Consider the following 18,334-nt stretch of genomic DNA (forward strand, 5'->3'; position numbering starts at 1 on the left):
AGGTAATTTAAGTAATCTGAAGCAACCCTTCAGGAATCATCGGGTCGTTAATTTCTACATTTAATCCATGTAGTAATGCTAAGTTGGCAAGGGCAATACATTGGTCTGAGATAAGCGCTTCGGGGGTATCGTTTATTTCACCGTAACGAGCATGACGCTTATGGAACTCCAGTTGCAGCTCGAGACCCTCGTTAAAGATTGTTTGGTCTTTCTTCGCAATGCCGTACAGAGCCAAGCTCAATGTATAAAAGTTGAGTTGCCAAGTAAGCTTCTTGCTGGGTTTGCGAGCTTGGTACCAATCGAGGGTTTCTTTTAGCAATGGCATCGCTTCAGCGGTACGGTCTAGTAGGCAGTAGGTCAGCGCGTGGATATAGCGGTTTATGGGTGCGTGCATAAGATCGCCATCACCTGGATTTTGCCAGATTTCAGCAGCACGTTTTGCTAAAGCGGAGTCGTTGGCGCAAAGAGCATAATTGATGGCATCTATACCATCATTCTCTGATACATCAGAGTAATCAGGTTTAATACGGTGGTGATCCGGATCGTTGGAATCATAGATCATAAAAAATGGTTTAACCGTATTTTCAGCAGCCTGCTTAAAATAGGATTTGGCCTGATCTAACTCTCCAAGATAAGCGTAACTCCGCGCTACGAGGGCATAACTTGAACCTTGCCCTTTGTAGTGAGACTCAATTGGTACCTCTTCTCGTTCATAAAAACCTGATATAAGGTTTTTTTCACTTCTTTCTATTCGGTCTTTATGGCACTTAATCCACCATTGAACATCTTCTACTTTTACTACGCTCATTTAAATACTTCCTGTATTGCTTCTTTTGCTTCCTTAAAGCTCTCGATATTAAATCGATCCAGCTCCGAGCTGATATTACCTTTCAAATCTCTCTCAAACACAACCGTCTCTCCCGTAGTGGTATTGGTATGGCTTGAAATGTGGCGTTTGTTACCTTGTTTATCAGATACGTTATGCCATAGGTCTATTTCAGCTTGCCTGTATGGCCCGCCTTGACGGTTAGATGGCTGATCGACTTTCGGTTGTTTCTGTATCATTTTTTCAGCTCTTCGTATGTTTTTCCCTTTTGATCCTTGTTTATTACCTCGAACATCTTCTGCAACCGAGCGGCTGCTTGTCTGATTTCCTTTAGCTTCCCATTCCGAGAGTTTGCCATTCGTATCTTGAGTTATACCGTCGGGACCGTGATAACGATTGGTATAACGAGAATCATCATTATGCCCTAGTCGTTTTTTAGCTTGCTCCATCCCCAAATTTCCTAAGGCTTCTGCCTCAGAGCGAGCCTCTTTGAGAGCGTTTTGCAAGTCGCTGGAAAATTCTTTAGGGTTGCGAATAAGATCTTTGCCACGGCTTAAAGCCGTATCGAGTGCCAGTAATACTGCTGGGTATGCAGGTAATGCAGCAACGGCAACGGCCCCCTGCTGCTCATTATCCAGTATTTTAAAGGCTTCTTTGCCTGTATCGCGGTACGCCTTAGTCACTTCTTCTGGGGTTAAGGTTTTACCCTGTTTATCCTTAAACTCAGCTATACCTTCTTTTTGCATCCACTCGGCTGTACTGGATGCCTGAGCACGTACAACATCATTGACGACTTGTTTAGCAGCCCCTTTAACCTCATCCCACCAATCCGGTTTTTCTTCAGGTTCTTCCTTTTGGCTATTCCCACCACCTCCGCCACGGCTGATACCTAATATATTTTGGACACGAAATTCGAGAGAAGATGGCAAGAAATGTTCCATTTGACCTTGTTTATCAACCACATAATATTGCGGCCTAAAGTCCAGCGCGACATATTCGCCGTTTACAATATTTGAACGCGTGATGTTTCCGTACTGAATATCATGATAAAGCGTGTAGCCATTAGCTGACCTAACAGCAGGGCGGCTACTTAGTTCTGATAGGAATCTTCTTGGATCCATGACATAGGGAAGCTCTTCCTTTGTTAGCTCCCATACCCGCTTGATGGTTGGCATTCCATTACCTCTATCCATAGATGGGGCCGAAGATAGTAGCAAAGGGGGCAGAGGTGAGTCTATGGAACAGAACTTTCTAGATGAAACAACGAGTCTAAACTGGAGTGACCCCGTTTCAGTGAACACCTTCTAACCACTAGCAACTAACATCTAGCCGCTTGGGTCTTCCCTCTAGCCACTCCGTGGCGTCCTCTAGCGCAGCGTCCTAAAAACTCTAGGGCGAAGCCGTCCTATCCCCCAACGTACCCCAAAGGCATTGCCGTACTATCCACAACTTTACGCATAATAAACGCCGACTTAACCCCGGTTACGCCTTTAATCCGCGTGATCTTGCCGAGCAAGATATCGTGGTAACAGTCCATATCTGCCACCGCGACTTTTAACTGGTAATCGGCATCGTGGCCGGTGATTAGGTAGCACTCCATTACTTCCGGCAGGGATTGAATGGTGCGTTCAAACTCTTCAAACCGTTCGGGGATATGTTTGTCCATGCTGATATGCAGGATGGCGATAAGGTTGAGATCGATTGCGCGTTCATTTAGACGGACTACGCGATCGCGAATAACGCCGGATTCTTCCAACTGTTTTACCCGGCGAGAGCAGGGGGCTGCAGTTAGGCCAACACGCTCGGCTAGCTCCTGATTAGAAAGGTCGCCGTTTTCCTGTAATTCTCGCAATATTTTTAAGTCGAAGCGGTCCAAATTGACAGTAGATTTCATGGTTTTTGTTTAGTGCGCAATTAATTGTGTGCATTAAGTTTATTTTCTTTTGTTTTGTTGCGCAAATGGCGAATTAAAGTTGTTTTTAGATCGGTAATTGCGCATGTACCTCTATAAACTTCTCTTCATCGGTTGAGGGGTAACAAATCACATATCAATCAGTATGTGAGGGGGTAATCATCATGAGTGAGCGCTGCCAGCCTAAGAGGGTTTATCGAATCTTTAACTCAAAAACTGATGCCACAAGTGTCTACTGAAAAACTTCCCGCTGTCATTGCTTCCCCAAAGGCGCCTGACAGCGGGTTTTGCCGTTTAGGCTTTCTGCTCGAATAAAAATAATGGGTTCGCACTATGTTTGATCATCGTAAATATCGTCGTTTTGAAACTGTCCGTTTGGCTGATCGCACCTGGCCAGATCAAGAGATCAATAAAGCACCGGATTGGTGTAGCGTAGATCTGCGCGATGGTAACCAAGCGCTGATCAACCCAATGAATGTAGAGCAGAAGACCCGCATGTTTACCCTGTTGGTAAAAATGGGGTTTAAAGAGATTGAAGTCGGCTTTCCCTCTGCATCTCAGCCTGACTTTGATTTTGTGCGTAAGCTAATTGAAGAAAACCGAATCCCAGAAGACGTCACGATTCAGGTGCTAACCCAAGCACGAGAAGGTTTGATTGAGCGTACCTTTGAATCCCTTGAAGGCGTGCGCCGCGCCAATGTTCATGTGTATAACTCCACTTCGGTTGTACAGCGCCAGCAAGTGTTCAACATGAGCAAAGACGAGATCAAAGGCATCGCGGTACAAGGTGCGCAGTGGGTGCGAGATTATGCGGCTAAATACCCTGCGACCGAGTGGGAGTTCCAGTACTCACCAGAAAGTTTTACCGGTACAGAGATGGATTACGCGGTTGAAGTTTGTGATGCCGTCATCGCTGAGTGGAAACCAGAAACAGGGCAGGCGGTTGTAATCAATCTACCGGCGACTGTTGAAATGTCCACACCCAATGTTTTTGCCGATCAGGTTGAGTATTTCTGCCGTCACCTAAAACAGCGAGATCAAGTACGTATCAGCTTACATACCCATAACGACCGTGGTTGCGGTGTTGCGGCAGCAGAGTTGGGCGTTATGGCCGGTGCCGATCGTGTTGAAGGTACCTTGATGGGTAACGGTGAGCGCACCGGTAATATGGATATCATCACTATGGGTATGAATCTTTACTCACAGGGTGTAGATCCAGAGTTAGACTTCTCTGATATCAAAGAGATTATCGAGGTGGTTGAGTACTGTAACGAACTACCTGTTTCTGCCCGTCACCCTTGGGCAGGTGAGTTGGTGTATACAGCCTTCTCTGGCAGCCATCAGGATGCGATTCGTAAATCGGTTAACTATCACCAAGAGCATAATCAACTGCATTGGGATGTGGCTTACTTACCAATCGATCCACGCGATATTAACCGTGAATATGAAGCGGTTGTGCGTATTAACAGCCAAAGCGGTAAGGGCGGTGTAGCCTTGGTATTGGAGCGCGATTACGGTATCCAGCTACCAAAATGGATGCATATCCCGCTAAGTAAAGTGGTGCAGTCTGCTGCTGAGCAAAAGGGGATTGAGATCTCTCCTGAGGTGATCCACCAACTTTATCAACAGCACTTTGTTGCTGTACCGGAGCAATGGCAGCTTGATCGTTACGATCTGCACACTGACAACCAACAAGTTGAAGCTAAATTTAGCGTTGGTAACACTGTATTTAACGGCCAAGGTACCGGAGCTCTAGAAGCGCTAAGCGATGCGCTTGAGAAACAATATGCATGCTCCATAGAGATCACTCAGTTTGATGAACATGCCATCGCGACCGGCACAGCAGCGCAAGCGCAAGCAGCAATTGCTATGACAGTGAACGGTGTCAGTGCGCAAGGTGTCGCAACTAAGGAAGATACATCTGCTGCAGCGCTGCAAGCAGCGCTAATCGCCTTTAGCCGAATTGCTGATCAGAACGCCGTAAGTGCGGCTTAAAATCGAAGAGAATGTGCAGCTACAGATCTGATCTGTAGCTGTAAAATATCTATCATTTCTTACTAGACTATTTTTTAGAGCGAAGCGGGAAAACCTGCTGTTTTAGCCAACCCTCAGGCACATAGTCGCCAACCACGCCGTAATCCTGCGGCCACTCTTTTTGGCCTTTTACCGCTGTCCCGAAGATATAATCGATAAAGGCAAAGTGTGCTGCGTAGTTTCGATCAATCGCCGCTTTATCCGATGAGTGGTGCCAGTGGTGGAACTGTGGCGTCACGATAATGTACTTCAGCCAGCCAAAGTTGATTTGGGCATTGGTGTGATTGAGTACTGCTTGGAAGCCAACAATAATGATGTAGGCATCCAATACGCTTTTATCAAAACCCAGCACAAATATCGGTGCTAAGACAAAGCAGCGGGTCGCAATCAGTTCACCTATATGTTGGCGCGAGCCTGCCAGCCAATCCATGGTTTTGGCACTGTGGTGGATTGCGTGGAAGCGCCAGAAGAAAGGTACTTCGTGGTATACACGATGTAGAGCGTATTGAACCAGATCAGCGACTAGCAACACTAAGAACAGTTGCACATACCAGTTAATGCCTTGAATCAGTTCTTGTGATCCGCGTTCTACTGCCCAGCCAAATGCACCGGATACAAACTGGTTCGCGACCAGTAGTACAAAACCAACGATGAGATGGTTTACAAAAAAGTGGTGCAGATCGGTTTGCCATTCGGGGCGTAGAATTGCTTGTTTACGATGGGGGATGATCTTCTCGATAAAGATAAAGATCAGGGTGGAGCCGAGCAGATCGAGAATAAACCAGTCCAAGCCTATATAAGGTGTATCGGTTGGGATATCACCCACTTCTACTCGATGACCGCCCAGCGCGATCGCAATCACAATCAAGACCCAAGCCAGCAGTCCTGCGCGTTTATTGGTATTTCGCACAAAGTTAAGCAGGCCTAAGCTACCCGAGATTATCAGCGATACGAACATCACCGTGCGCAGAACGTTGGCGTCATAAGCGGCGCGCAGCTCAGGGGTTGTTAGATACTCAGGGAAGTGAAAGGCACAGACGCCGAGTAGTGAGAGTAGGGCAAGCGTAACGGCGATATAGCCACTGATACGGCCTTCGCCAAAACGTAGTTCGCCGCCTTCTAAGCGTTTGAGTAACATCCGTTGTCCTTACGGTGATCCAATTTAAAGTGCTGGGATTATATACAAGGCAAGCGTTATTCACATCTTGCCCTGCAACATAAGCATTTAGAGAGACTCTATTGCGTTAGCCAAAATAGTGCAGCACTGATCAATCTCCTTTTCAGATAGATTCAGCGCAGGCATAAACCTCAGGGTGCGTTCATTTGGGGCGTTTAGCAGTAGGCCAAGCTCTCTTGCCTTATCCACAAGCTGAGGTGCCGATAGCTCAGCGGTATCTAGAGCGATCAGTAGGCCTTTGCCTCTCACCGAGCCTAGTGAGTATTGCTGAGAAAGCTCAGAGAGTTTTTGGCTGAGTAACTGGCCCATCTGCTCAACATTAGCGAGAAAGCCTTGTTCCAGTACTTTATTCACAACCGCTTGCGAGACGGTGCACATTAGCGGGTTGCCGTTATAAGTACCGCCCTGATCGCCGTATTCAAAACAACTGTGCTCGGCTTTGGTGAGCAACGCTGAAATCGGGACGCCACCGCCTAAGCCTTTACCTAAGGTCATGATGTCCGGTTGGATATTTAAATCTTGGTAGGCGAAGAGGTTACCGGTTCTGCCGATGCCGGTTTGCACTTCATCGATGATCAGTAGCAAGTTGTGCTTTTTACACAGGACTTCTAAGCCTTTGACAAACTCGCTATCAGCAGGGATAACACCTGCTTCGCCTTGAACAAGCTCTAGCATGATCGCGACAGTATGTTGATCAATAGCAGCTTCAGCTGAGGCTAAGTCGTTGTAGGGCGCTTTAGTAAAGCCGCTCACTTTCGGTTCGAACAATGGTGCAAAGGTCGCTTTACCGGTGGCGGACATGGTCGCTAAGGTTCTGCCATGAAAACTCTGTTCAAAGGTAATGATCTTAAAAGCACCTTGTTTGTGATTCTGGCCCCACTTTCTTGCCAGTTTTATTGCACCTTCATTGGCTTCTGCACCGCTATTGGCAAAGAAGACCTGATCGAAACTTGAGTTAGCACAAAGGGTCTTGGCCAGCTCAATCATCGGTTGATTAAAAAAGCCAGGGCCAGGGTTTATCAGTTGTTGTGATTGTTCTATTAGTGCTTGCTGGATTAGATCTGGGCTGTGACCGAGGGTATTCACCGCCCAGCCTTGCACCATATCCAGATATTGTTTGCCGTTCTGATCAAACAGGTAGTGCCCTTTACCTTGGGTAAAGCAGAGTTCTGGCCTTGGTGCGATCGGCATTACAAAGCCTTTATCGGTCAGTGAGTTGTTAATGGACACGTCCTGAACGCTTAATTGTGTGGGAGCTACCCCAGTTAAGTAGGTCATTTTTATATCCTTGAGAGAATTTAGAGCAAAAAAAAAGCCGCAGGGGTTACCTGCGGCTTTTTGGGAATTTGGAACGCTTATTAGTTATTTGCGTCGTCGAGATCCAACACCCAAAGAGGCACAGGCAACCGATACGCGGCGTCGCAACGTATTTGTCGTAAGAGTCTGTGTGCTAGGTGTGGTTTTCATAGTGGCTGAGTATGTCAGCCACTTTAGGTTGTGGTCAAGAGGGCTCGATTGAATGCCTTTTAGCAAACCAATAGGTTCGGCAAGATCGAGTGATATTGATCCGCTGAGTTGATCAAGGATTTAGCGGTGAGCGCTTCTACGCCATAAACTTCGGTGGTGACACCGTAACGTTTTTTGATGTGCGCTAACAGCAGATCAAAGTCGCCATCGCCTGAAAGCAAAATCACTTTATCCACATTCGGTGCGGTATCCATAACATCAATAGTAATGCCTACATCCCAATCGCCTTTGGCAGAGCCGTCTTTACGTTGGATGTAAGGTTTGAGTTTTACATCAAAGCCAATGTGGCGCAGTGCATCCTGAAACTTCTTCTGGCCGTCATCTTTACGTTCAATCGCATAAGCGTAAGCGTGAACAATCTCTCCCTGTTTGCTGATCTCTTGCCAGAATTTACGGTAGTTAAACGGGCATCCGAACGCCTGACGGGTGGTGTAATAGATGTTCTGGACGTCTACAAAAATAGCAATGCGAGACACAATAGAGCCTTTGTTATGATTCAAGAATGAGCACTATATCAGACTCGTGTTGAGATATGCTGCTGCAAGCCGCGGAAAAGCTGGAAAAAAGCCCGAGTCTGCACTATCGTTGCAAGAGTTAGTAAAAAAGGTTTTACTGATTGTTACTGGTTGATTATTCGGAGTTTTTTAATGTCTGCTTCAGACGCTGCAAGCCCTCAGAAAACGAATAGAAAAAAGATCGATCTTTCGATTGTTTTTGCCATCTGCGGTGCACTGTTTTCATTGCTTATTTTTCTATTTATGTTTAAGCAGGAGCGTGATGCAGCGATCCAACAGTTTCAGGTTGAAATGACACAGGGAGCAGCATCATTCCAGCAGTCATTAACTCAAAATTCCTACTCCTTAGAAACCTTACAGGCCGTTTATCAGTTAGATCCAACGGTTGATCAAGAGCGACTTGAACAAACGATTAATAGCTTGTTTAGTCGTCATACTTCTTTGAAAGGGATAGCTATTGAAAGTGACTATAGCTCGGTTCGTATAGCTGGCCCTACTACTGATTCTATTTTTAACCTTTCTGAAGTTGTTGGGGCGTTAAGTAGTCTTTCCTCAGAGCAGGTTAAGACACTGACTTTAGATCAAGAAACCTACGTATTGGTTTCTGCTCAAGCTGGCAACGCCCAGCTAGCAGGCGTTATTTCACTTAGCTCTGTGCTGGAGCAAAGCCAACTTCAAAATGCCTTAGGTCAAGTTCAATTCACCCTGCTAGATGCAAACAAGAAGGTAATTCTTGCGCACGATAACTCTTCACTTGCCTTGGATGCGATGCTTTCCAGTTCTGTTCAGCTATTGGATAAGCAATGGACGCTAGATATCACTGCTACTGAAGAACGTATTGCTGCAGGTATGAGTTTCACTCCTGCATTATTTTTGATGACTGGCCTACTGCTTTCATTCTTGGTGGCTTCTTATCTGAAGCGCGTGGGGCGTCATGTTAAAACGTTGCGTACTGAACAAGCGAATTTGACTGAACAGATCGCGGAAACAAGCTGGGCTGACCCATTAACAGGATTGGTTAATAAATTACACTTTGATGAAGCCTTGGATGTTGAATGTCGCCGTGCGGTACGTGAGTTTTCACCACTCACCATGATGTTGTTGAAGATAGATAGTTTTAAAGAATTCAGTGATGAATATGGCGTTGAGGCTGCAGAAGGTATGCTTCAAGAAGTGTCTAGTGTGCTCAAAAACTCTGTGGGTCGTCCAGGCGATATGATCGCGCGTATTGATAATCATCTGTTTGCTTTCATCCTACCTTCCACTAATGAGATGGTGATTCAATTAGCAGAACGTTGCTGTAACACAATTTATGATCACGGCATCCCTCATCAAGCATCGTCGATTGAGAAAGTCGTTACTCTAAGTATCGGTGTGGCAACGATGCAGCCTTCACGTTTGCTTACCCCTGAATATCTTCTTGAATTGTCGAAGCAACAACTGCAAGAAGCTGAAGCTAAAGGCGGTAACCAGTTTCATGCGTTTGTGGATGGTGTCAAAGAGCCCCCTTTAACTTATAACGTATAGGTCGATTGGCCTGATGCGAAATATCGGGCCGGTCAGTCGACGCTGGCTGTCTGAGATCGAAATCTACTCCTTAGCTGATCTAGAACAAGTTGGCCCAATAGTCACTTATAAGATGATTAAGTCTATGCGTGGCGGTGAGGTCAGTATCAATCTGTTGTGGGCGCTGGTTGGGGCTTTAGAAGATATTGATTGTCGTGATCTCTCGCCTGAACGAAAAGCTGAACTTCGTAAACTTCTCAAAGACTCGTAAAGCTCATTGTTAATAGATCCACCTAGCCGAAAAGGATTGATTGATGACTGCTCTAACAACCTTGTACTCTCGATTGCTTAAGGATGCACAAACACAACAGCATCGTCGATTACTGGTGGTGAGTGGTACTCAAAAGTGGTGTTACGAGCAAGCAAGAGAACTAAGTAGCGAAACCCATGGTGAAGCCGAATGGCTGTGGGTCAGTGATCATGCGCCGATTAAAGCTCAGTCTGTGCGCGCCACTCAATGTCATCAGTTATTAGGCCAGTCGCTTTCAGCGGTGATCTTTGATGCTTGGTCGGGTTTTAATCCCAACGCCTTTGGTCAGATCTCCGGTACTTTAAGCGGCGGTGGAGTGATGGTTTTACTCTGCCCCGATCTAGATCATTGGGCCGAGTTTGATGATCCAGAACATCAAAGCTTAGTCGCTCATCCTTATTGTTCTTCCGATGCTGGTCGCAGATTTATCTCGCGTCTAGCGATGATCTTAGAAGATGATGCCTACACGCTGGTGTATAGAGAAGGGCAAGCGCTTGCAGGTGTTGAAGCCGAGCTGCCAAGCTCCGCAGCATTGGCCGATCAGCCAGATGATAATGTGGTGCTGCCGAGTAAAACCAAAGATCAGCAACGAGCGGTTGAGTTGATCCTATCTCAGTTTCGTCGTGGTAGGCGTCCTGCAGTGATTACTGCAGACAGAGGTCGTGGGAAATCTGTTGCTTTAGGTATCGCTGCTGCACAGCTATCAGGCTTAGATTTTCAAGATATCTTAGTAACCGCGCCCGAGCAGTCATCGGTAGATGAAGTCTTTAGCATGGCCCATCAATTACTGCCTGATTATGACTATCAACTGGGTAAGCTTTGTCATTTAGGTCATTGCATCCGTTACGTGACACCAGAGCAAGCGTTGCAAGAACAAGGTGAAGGACAGGTGTTGCTGGTGGATGAAGCCGCAGTGATTCCGGTGCCTGTATTAAGTAAGTTACTACAACGTTTCCCTCGTATTGCTTTTGCTTCCACCATTCATGGTTATGAAGGCACAGGGCAGGGCTTTGCGGTTCGCTTTAAGCAAGTTCTGGAAAAGCATGCACCCAATGCTAAATCGCTTCATCTGAATCAGCCGATCCGTTGGACCAGCAATGATCCCCTAGAACAGCTGACCTTTAATCTGCTGTTACTCAATGCTGAGCCTGCTGCGACAGATGATCTAAAGCGTACTTACCAGTCTATTGCCGACTGCCAGATAGAGAAGTTAGATCGTGATCAACTCGCGGAAGATTATCAGACCTTAACGCAGTTGTTTGGTTTGTTAGTGTTGGCTCACTATCGTACATCACCCGGTGATTTAAGGGTGTTATTAGATAGCCCCAACCTACATATCTGGCTAATGAAGGTCGATGGTCAAGTAGCTGGTGCTGCGCTGGTCGCCGAAGAAGGCCCTTTGCCGGAAGAGTTGGTCGATGATATCTGGTCGGGTAAACGTCGCCCTCGTGGCCATCTGTTACCGCAAACACTGGTAGGGCAAGAAGGTGCAAAGGGCGCAGCTTTGCTCAAGGCGGGTCGGATTATGCGTATAGCGATTCACCCCGCCCTACAGCATAAAGGTTTAGGTCGAACGCTGTTATCCACTGTATCTGACAGTGCGAAGTCTGCAGGTTGGGATTACTTGGGTGCCAGCTTTGCAGCTAGTGCAGAGCTAATCAGTTTTTGGCAGCACTGTGGTTTTGAAACCGTACGTATGGGCTCTACTCGAGACAGTGTCAGCGGTTGTCACGCTGCGTTGGTTCTATTGCCTTTAACAGAGCAGGGGCAGAGCCTTGAAAAGCAGCTGAGACAGCGCTTTATTGAGCAACTCAATTATCGCTTGAGTGATGACTTGGTTGATCTAGACCTGCCTGTAGTGTGTCGATTGTTGCAGCATGGTGGTTATCTTCCCGAGTTAACCGCCCATGACCAATCTGATCTGATCGCATTTGCTGTGCATAACCGTAATTACGAAGGTTGTGCTTTTGCTATCCACAAGCTGCTTTTACAGTTTTTGGATCAGGTGGAAGATAAGCAGCTGGAAATGTTGCTCGAAAATGAAGAATTTACCCTGCTAATCGAGCGGAATCTACAGCAAAAAAACTGGGAACAGCTGGAAGTTAGAGGGCAGGGGCGTAAACAGATGATGCGCCAACTGAAGTCGATTACGGTGTTGTTGTTAGAAAAAGTTTATTAGCTAATCTCGTTAGAAACTTTCATAACGAACTTAGGCGCGGGTTAGCGCCTAAGTGTGAGTGTGTTTCCTTTCTGAATGATCTCAAGGTATTTCATAAAGCTCATACCGAGTAGTACCGTTTCACCATCCATGTGTGGATTAATATGCCCACGAACGTTTTGCATGCTAATCCCACCAAGGGTGACGGTATTCAGCTCAGTGTTGTACACATCAATCACGCCATTAGCGGTATCTACCTGACGCTTTAACCCAGGCCTAAGGCCAATGCGGTCGGCTACTTCTTGCGGCACGCTGATATTGGTCGCGCCGGTATCCAATAGAAAGATAACCGGTTGGCCGTTGATCTCTCCCGGTGCAACGTAGTGTCCCGCTCTGTTTTGCTGCAGTACCACTTCGTTACTGCCGCTGGTGACGAGATTACGATTGGGATTGTATTTGTCGTTTACCTGCTCTTCAAAGAACAGCCACAACATTCCTAAAAACAGGACCCATGCGACGGCCCACATTCCTTGGCCAATACGTTTTGGTGTGTGTTGAGATTCCATCCAGCCCCACAAGAATTAATCGATGTTAATTTATTGTAAGGAACTCGCTTGCAGAATAGAACCTCGATTCATTCAATCCTTAAACTGTGCATCAACTCAGTTGTTGTAGATGGTCTCGAGTTAGTTGGATCTGTTGATCAATCGCTTGGGTGAGATGACTAAAATAAACCCGTGGTTCGATCTTGATTACTTCGGGTTCAAGGATCTCTTGGGTGACCAATTGGTCGATATCATGAACGGTAGGATCACAAAGCTCATTTTCACGCATATTTACCAAGATATACTGTAATTGAACTCTCACAGCAGCAGGGCAGTGACCAAGATTGGCAGCTTTATTTCCTAAACCGCGCAAACGCGCGAGAGACTCTGCAAAATGGGGACGGCGGAGTAAGTTTTGCCATAGCTCTTCACCATTATGGTCATTATTGCTCGCGGTTAGCGAGCAGATATCTGCGATAACGGTGAGTTCGTGGAGCAGTTTTTCGATTAGTTCACAGTGCTCCATAAAGCTGCCTGCGGGCTCTGCTTCAATCTGCTTCCACTTGGTAAACTGCAGATTAACTCGCTTAACATTGCCGCCGTAGCTTTTATCAAGCAGTGGCCGCCATAGCGAGTTGATCTCATTACTTAGCTGTCGCTGTTGTGCTTGGTTTGTGCTATCTAAATTTGCACAGATGCCGCGGTGGCGCTGTAGGCTCTGGATTAGATTCAACAGCGCGCTTAGCTGTTCAATTCCGCGTAGTGTCTTTTCGCGACGTTTTTTGCGCAATTTTCTTCTTTTAAACCAGCTAGCTAAACCAATTAGGACGAAAAGAAACAGTACAAGGCTAATCTCGATCATGATGTCACCTCCTTAGTGGCTGCTTTAAGCGCAAGTGTTTCTAGATAGCCGGTGAGCTCCGTAAGGGAATGCGCTTGTTCACTGTGGTGCTGAAGAATGTTGCCTATATCGGTAAGCTTTTCACTTAACTCGTTACTGGCAGAGGCATGTTCGTCGATGGAGAAGTTAACCTCCTGAATGAGTTCAAGGCTACGCTCGCTACCAGATTCGATCTGTTGCAAGAGGTCATGCATCTCTTCACAAGTATGTGAGCCGGTTTGTAGCTCTTGCTCGCTTCGGTTCATGCTTTCAGTGACTTCATTTACACGTGCAAGCATGGAGTTAACCAGAAGGGTGATATCACCTGTCGCTTTTTCAGTATTACCGGCTAACTGGCGTACCTCATCTGCGACAACGGCGAAGCCTCGTCCTGCTTCACCTGCTCGTGCAGCCTCAATCGCTGCGTTCAGTGCCAATAAGTTGGTTTGTGCTGCAACTTCTTCGATTGTACTAACGAAAGATTGGATTGCTTCAGCTTCTTCAGATAGCTGGGAAATCTTGGTGCAGGTATCAGTAAACTGATTACGAACACCACTGATCGCGTGGCTCAAATCAGAGGCTTGCTGAGTTCCTTTATTACATAAGGTCTGCGAGTCTTCGGCACTGTTTTGAGTGTTATGCACATGATCTCTGATCAGTTGGACGGTTTGGCTCATCTCTTCTGATGCACTGGCAACTGTTAAGAGCTGATTTTGCTGTTCTGATGCGGCATTTGCGGTGTGCTTAGCTAAGTTCTCTAATTCATGAGTAGAGAACTTCATCTCGTTGCACAGCTGATCGGTTAAGGTATTCAGTTCTTCGTAATCGCGGGCAAAACCATAGAGGTTTTGTGCTGCGTCTCTAAGCGGCTTGTCTGAACTGGTATGTCGTGTACGGAACTGCATCTGCTTTTGTGAGAATGCTTCGATTACTAGAGAAAGGTTATGCCAGCGACGTTGGCTCAACAGAATATAGCTGAGCTGAAAGTAGCTAAGTGGGATTAATAACCAAAGTGCTTCTATATAGCCGGTTACCAATGTGGCGATTGTCAGCAACCAACCCAACAACAGTAAAATGCCTGAAGTGAGTAATGAACAGCGGCTCAATACGCTGTAGCCAAATGTTAGTAGCAGCATCTTAGTGCTCCCCATCAAAATCTATTATCTGGGTATTTAGCAAAACTTAAGCCAGATATTTCATGGGGTTACTCTAATGCCCGATATTGTTGTGTTAGAGAGAGGTGGCTAATTTTAAAACGCACGGATTTAATTCGTCTTTGTGCACTGCGACAGTGCGAGGGCTTTATTCTGGAGCGTTATCTATTAATCGAAATTGTCTAAAAGAGTTTTAATTTCTTTCGGCTTAAATTGTCATAGCGATGTAGAATAACAGTCATAATTGGGCTTTATGCTAAAAGAAAAGAGAGGGTTTATGCACATTTGGGTTGATGCCGATGCCTGTCCAAAGGTTATCAAAGAGATTTTGTTTCGGGCTGCCGAACGTAAACAGGTGCCTGTAACGCTGGTGGCTAATCAATTCCTAAGTACACCTCCTTCACCGTTGATCAATGCAGTGCAAGTACCGCAGGGCTTTGATGTAGCGGACAATCATATCGTTGCCAAAATGGAAGAGGGTGATCTGGTGGTAACGCAAGATATCCCATTGGCTTCAGAAGTGATTGATAACAAGGGTGTGGCAATAAATCCTCGCGGCGAACTTTATACTCCGGAAAATATTCGTCAGCGGTTATCTATGCGTGATTTTATGGAGACCCTGCGAAGCTCGGGTGTAGAGACTGGTGGACCGTCTGCTTTTAGTCAGGCTGATCGCCAAGCGTTTGCGAATTCTCTGGACCGTTTTTTAGCAAAAAATCTGAAAAAGTAATTTTTTGTGCGCCGCACAAAAAAAGTTCTTGACTAAAAAACGTACAAGATTTATCTTTGCTGTAAATGGATTGCTGCACCGCAGCAACGGAAACTTTTGGAGACAAAACTATGTACGCTGCTAACAACCCTTTCGCTGATTTCATGAAGCCTGAACTACTATCTAACGAAATTGCTGAGCTATTCAAGCCAGTTCAGTCTCTAGTAGACGTTAACACTAAGACTGTTGAAACTTTGGTTGCTCTTCAGAAAGCATACGTTGAAGAACTAGCTAACGCTTCTGTTGAACAGTTCAAAACTCTATGCGAGTGCAAAGACCCTAAAGCTGCTCTAGACCTACAGGTTCAGTTCTACAAGTCTGTTGAAGCTAAAACTGCTGAAACTGCAGAGAAAAGCGTTGCAGCTATGACTGTTGCTAAAGATGCTTACGTTGCTACAGTTGAAGAGTCTGCTAAAAAAGCGACTGAAATGGCTGAAGAAACTGCTAAAAAAGTTGCTGATCTTAAAGTAGCTTAATTTCAGTTTCATACTGAATAATAAAAAGCCGATGTAGAGAAGGGCATCGGCTTTTTTGTGTCTGCGATTTAGCGTTTTAAATTAAACCTCAATCACGACATCCGTTTCTGGAGTGCAACTACACGCCAGAACCACGCCTCGAGCTTTCTCATCTTCAGATAGCGGAATTTCCGATTGGCGATGTGCATGACCAGACGCTAAGGTCACTTTGCACGCGCCACATACACCCGCACGACAGCCGGAAGGAATCATGATTCCTTGATCTTCAGCTTGCTCTAGCAATGTGGTTTGGCTATCGCCGGCAAATGAAATTTCGCCAAAGGTTAGCAGAACACTGTGCTTTTCTGCTTCTGGATCAACACCGGGAGGTGCACCAAAGCTCTCTTCAAACCACTGTTGCTCCGCTAGACCTAGTTGGCGGCAGTAAGTTTTAGCATGATCCATAAAGCCCTCAGGGCCACAGCACATCACCGTACGTTCTGGCAGATCCGGAATTAGCTCAATGAGCTGTTTGCGGCTAATACGGCCTTTAATGCCTTGCCAATCGTCATCTGGTTGGCTCAAGCTAAAGATGATCTTTAGGTTCGGGTTTTGGCGTTCTAGCCAAAGGAGCTCGTCTTCACAGATGAGATCTGCTTCGGTTCTAGCTTGGTGGTAAAACACTACATCGCGTTGGCTGTTTCGATCGGTTAGTTCGCGTGCAATCGAAAGCATAGGAGTGATACCGCTGCCAGCTGATAGCAGTAGTAGTGGTTTATTACCTGTATTGCCTTCGTGGAACTCACCTTGTGGAGCGAGGGCAGGTAACTTATCCCCAACCTGTAAATTATCATGGAGCCAATTGGAGGCGATGCCATCGGTTACGCGCTTAACCGTGATTGCGATATCAGCGCTTCTAGAAGGTGAAGAAGATACGGTATAACAGCGGGTGACTGTCTCACCGTTGATCGGCAACATTAAGGTTAGAAACTGACCTGCGATATAATCTGTTGATAGGCCCTGTGGTACTGCAAAGCGGAAGGTCACTACGTCGCGTGTTTCATCAATGCGGCGGATACATTCTAGATCGACCTGCTGAGTCGCGGCCCAAGTTTCTTGGCTATTGCTGTCGTTAGTGTCTCTAATAACGGGCGCATTATCGGGGTATTGAGCAGGCTGTTTAACCTCTAATACCTCAACCGTATCGCCTTGCTTAATCTGGCCTTCGTTAAGAGGCACAAGGTTTTGGCCAAAATAGACTTCGTTATCCTCACCTTTACGGTAGTTAGCCAAGGTTTTAATTGGTTCACCCGCAGGTACTGGCTGTCCAGTTTTGGGATCGATAGTCGTTAGTACGCAACGAGAGCAATCTTTAACGATCTCAAACTCTACTTCACCAATACGGATGCGCTTCCAGCTATCCTCGGCGAAAGCTTCGCACCCTTTTACAACAAGGTTGGTACGGAAGTGATCCATATTTACTTGTGTGGAAGCGCGGCTATTCAGATCAGCCAATGAAGCTTCAGAGATCACAAGTAGAGGATAACCATCGGCAAAAGCGACGGGCTTATCGGGTCTACGAGAGGTTACGCGTTCTGATTGTTCGCCAAAATAAAGAAGCTGGCATTCACGGCCCAGTTTTTCGCTGAACCATTCATCTAGCCATTCACCACAATGTTGAGCGTTGATCTCGGTTCCCCAAACACGTACCTGATGGTAGTTTTGGAAAAAGTCAGGATAGCGCAAGCTTAAGTGATCGCCATCAGGCGCAATCACCTCTAAACCATCTTCACGTAAAACCGTTTCGAAAAGTAGCATCGATGGCACTTGGCGAGCAGAAAGTAGTTCGCCTTCCGGATCGCTCAACATAAAGCGTCGGTCAAAAGACAGTCCGCTCTCAGTTACAAAAGCGTCCGACAAACTAATGCCGCCTAATGATTTTATGGGGAAAGTATTAATACCACTGAGTTGAATATCTGACACGTCGTCGGCCCTTAAGAGGATTAGTAGGGTAGGCGGCTAGAGATAGAATCTAAACGAACTCTAAAGTTGTTACCTTCCTGATCTTCGGCAATCAGAAACTCCCCTTCAGAAGTATATTCCAGATCAAGAAAGCGTAAGCGCTGACTAAATGCGGTATCATCTTCTTTCCATTCAACAAGATGGATAGCGTTGCGCATACAGGCTAACTCGTAGCCGTCATGAATTTCGCAATTGATAGGTTGATACGCTTGCTTGTCAGCCATGGCCTAAACCCACTATTTATTATTTTCTACAGAATACTGTTTGCTCACTGGAAATAACAGGCTGTTAAGGGGAAAGCATTGGATCTGGATAAACGTCATCTACTTAAACTGGCTAATATGAAGATGCCATTTGGTAAGTATCAAGGACGAGTACTACTCGATCTACCCGAAGAGTACCTGCTTTGGTTCGCCAAGAAAGGTTTTCCAAAGGGGGAGCTGGGCTCGTTGTTAGAGTTGATGCTAGAGATTCGTATTAACGGTTTAGAATCGGTATTACAGCCTTTACGAAATACTCGTTATTCTTAATTCGCTTGCTTTAC

General features: G+C 46.1%; 18 protein-coding genes. 7 read left to right on the plus strand and 11 right to left on the minus strand.

The genetic code is table 11. The features are described from left to right. Positions 1 to 7: 7 nt before the first annotated feature. The 3 genes from ACMXYX_RS04405 to ACMXYX_RS04415 all read right to left on the minus strand — a co-directional run bounded on the left by ACMXYX_RS04405 (position 8) and on the right by ACMXYX_RS04415 (position 2,720). A complete protein-coding gene (locus ACMXYX_RS04405) occupies positions 8 to 808 on the minus strand; it encodes an Imm49 family immunity protein (RefSeq protein WP_415897704.1) in 801 nt (266 codons plus the stop codon). Then, entirely contained in the window at positions 805 to 2,019 is a 1,215-nt protein-coding gene (locus tag ACMXYX_RS04410) for a hypothetical protein (RefSeq protein WP_415906536.1), read from the minus strand. The genes ACMXYX_RS04405 and ACMXYX_RS04410 overlap by 4 nt, the downstream gene beginning before the upstream one ends. 212 nt (positions 2,020 to 2,231) lie before the next feature. Continuing rightward, positions 2,232 to 2,720, minus strand: a complete 489-nt coding sequence (locus ACMXYX_RS04415) for an Lrp/AsnC family transcriptional regulator (RefSeq protein ID WP_415883807.1) — start codon at positions 2,718 to 2,720, stop codon at positions 2,232 to 2,234. A gap of 351 nt (positions 2,721 to 3,071) precedes the next feature. Here ACMXYX_RS04415 and leuA point away from each other — a divergent pair, with 351 nt between their 5' ends. Then, positions 3,072 to 4,733: a 2-isopropylmalate synthase gene (gene leuA / locus ACMXYX_RS04420; RefSeq protein ID WP_415897707.1), complete on the plus strand. Its 1,662-nt coding sequence runs from the start codon at positions 3,072 to 3,074 to the stop codon at positions 4,731 to 4,733. A 67-nt stretch (positions 4,734 to 4,800) separates the two neighbouring features. On the opposite strand, the gene ACMXYX_RS04425 is transcribed toward leuA, so the two are convergent. From ACMXYX_RS04425 to ACMXYX_RS04435, 3 genes are all read right to left on the minus strand, one after another. Next, a complete protein-coding gene (locus tag ACMXYX_RS04425) occupies positions 4,801 to 5,910 on the minus strand; it encodes a sterol desaturase family protein (RefSeq protein WP_415897708.1) in 1,110 nt (369 codons plus the stop codon). An 87-nt stretch (positions 5,911 to 5,997) separates the two neighbouring features. Continuing rightward, the gene (locus tag ACMXYX_RS04430; protein ID WP_415883810.1) at positions 5,998 to 7,227 is read right to left on the minus strand and encodes an acetylornithine transaminase; all 1,230 of its coding nucleotides are present in this window, start codon (positions 7,225 to 7,227) and stop codon (positions 5,998 to 6,000) included. 248 nt (positions 7,228 to 7,475) lie between these two features. Continuing rightward, a complete protein-coding gene (locus ACMXYX_RS04435; protein ID WP_415883811.1) occupies positions 7,476 to 7,952 on the minus strand; it encodes an NYN domain-containing protein in 477 nt (158 codons plus the stop codon). A gap of 171 nt (positions 7,953 to 8,123) precedes the next feature. Between ACMXYX_RS04435 and ACMXYX_RS04440 the strand changes: the two genes are divergently transcribed. The 3 genes from ACMXYX_RS04440 to ACMXYX_RS04450 are packed head-to-tail and all read left to right on the plus strand — an operon-like array spanning position 8,124 to position 11,986. Next, a complete protein-coding gene (locus ACMXYX_RS04440; protein ID WP_415897709.1) occupies positions 8,124 to 9,518 on the plus strand; it encodes a GGDEF domain-containing protein in 1,395 nt (464 codons plus the stop codon). A 13-nt stretch (positions 9,519 to 9,531) separates the two neighbouring features. After that, positions 9,532 to 9,768, plus strand: a complete 237-nt coding sequence (locus ACMXYX_RS04445) for a TfoX/Sxy family DNA transformation protein (protein WP_415897710.1) — start codon at positions 9,532 to 9,534, stop codon at positions 9,766 to 9,768. Between the two features lie 43 nt (positions 9,769 to 9,811). Beyond that, positions 9,812 to 11,986, plus strand: coding sequence for a tRNA(Met) cytidine acetyltransferase TmcA (locus ACMXYX_RS04450; protein WP_415906537.1), 2,175 nt, complete (start codon positions 9,812 to 9,814; stop codon positions 11,984 to 11,986). A gap of 41 nt (positions 11,987 to 12,027) precedes the next feature. On the opposite strand, the gene ACMXYX_RS04455 is transcribed toward ACMXYX_RS04450, so the two are convergent. The 3 genes from ACMXYX_RS04455 to ACMXYX_RS04465 all read right to left on the minus strand — a co-directional run bounded on the left by ACMXYX_RS04455 (position 12,028) and on the right by ACMXYX_RS04465 (position 14,526). Continuing rightward, on the minus strand, positions 12,028 to 12,531 hold the full coding sequence (locus tag ACMXYX_RS04455) for a TIGR02281 family clan AA aspartic protease (RefSeq protein WP_415883815.1): 504 nt from the start codon (positions 12,529 to 12,531) through the stop codon (positions 12,028 to 12,030). Positions 12,532 to 12,622: 91 nt separating this feature from the next. After that, positions 12,623 to 13,372: a hypothetical protein gene (locus ACMXYX_RS04460; protein ID WP_415897712.1), complete on the minus strand. Its 750-nt coding sequence runs from the start codon at positions 13,370 to 13,372 to the stop codon at positions 12,623 to 12,625. Further along, positions 13,369 to 14,526, minus strand: coding sequence for a methyl-accepting chemotaxis protein (locus tag ACMXYX_RS04465; RefSeq protein ID WP_415883817.1), 1,158 nt, complete (start codon positions 14,524 to 14,526; stop codon positions 13,369 to 13,371). The genes ACMXYX_RS04460 and ACMXYX_RS04465 overlap by 4 nt, the downstream gene beginning before the upstream one ends. A gap of 295 nt (positions 14,527 to 14,821) precedes the next feature. Here ACMXYX_RS04465 and ACMXYX_RS04470 point away from each other — a divergent pair, with 295 nt between their 5' ends. Beyond that, entirely contained in the window at positions 14,822 to 15,274 is a 453-nt protein-coding gene (locus ACMXYX_RS04470; RefSeq protein ID WP_415883818.1) for a YaiI/YqxD family protein, read from the plus strand. Between the two features lie 110 nt (positions 15,275 to 15,384). Beyond that, entirely contained in the window at positions 15,385 to 15,789 is a 405-nt protein-coding gene (locus tag ACMXYX_RS04475) for a phasin family protein (RefSeq protein ID WP_415883819.1), read from the plus strand. 81 nt (positions 15,790 to 15,870) lie between these two features. Here ACMXYX_RS04475 and ACMXYX_RS04480 read toward each other — a convergent pair whose 3' ends face one another. Both ACMXYX_RS04480 and ACMXYX_RS04485 read right to left on the minus strand, forming a co-directional pair. Beyond that, positions 15,871 to 17,751 carry an MOSC N-terminal beta barrel domain-containing protein gene (locus ACMXYX_RS04480; protein WP_415906538.1) on the minus strand — a complete coding sequence of 627 codons (1,881 nt, stop codon included), beginning with the start codon at positions 17,749 to 17,751 and terminating at the stop codon, positions 15,871 to 15,873. Positions 17,752 to 17,771: 20 nt separating this feature from the next. After that, on the minus strand, positions 17,772 to 18,014 hold the full coding sequence (locus tag ACMXYX_RS04485) for a Rho-binding antiterminator (protein ID WP_415883821.1): 243 nt from the start codon (positions 18,012 to 18,014) through the stop codon (positions 17,772 to 17,774). A gap of 78 nt (positions 18,015 to 18,092) precedes the next feature. Here ACMXYX_RS04485 and ACMXYX_RS04490 point away from each other — a divergent pair, with 78 nt between their 5' ends. Next, positions 18,093 to 18,320, plus strand: a complete 228-nt coding sequence (locus ACMXYX_RS04490; RefSeq protein WP_415883822.1) for a DUF3820 family protein — start codon at positions 18,093 to 18,095, stop codon at positions 18,318 to 18,320. Positions 18,321 to 18,334 lie beyond the last annotated feature (14 nt).

The organism is Neptuniibacter sp. QD72_48, from assembly GCF_047778065.1.
Lineage (GTDB): Bacteria > Pseudomonadota > Gammaproteobacteria > Pseudomonadales > Balneatricaceae > Neptuniibacter.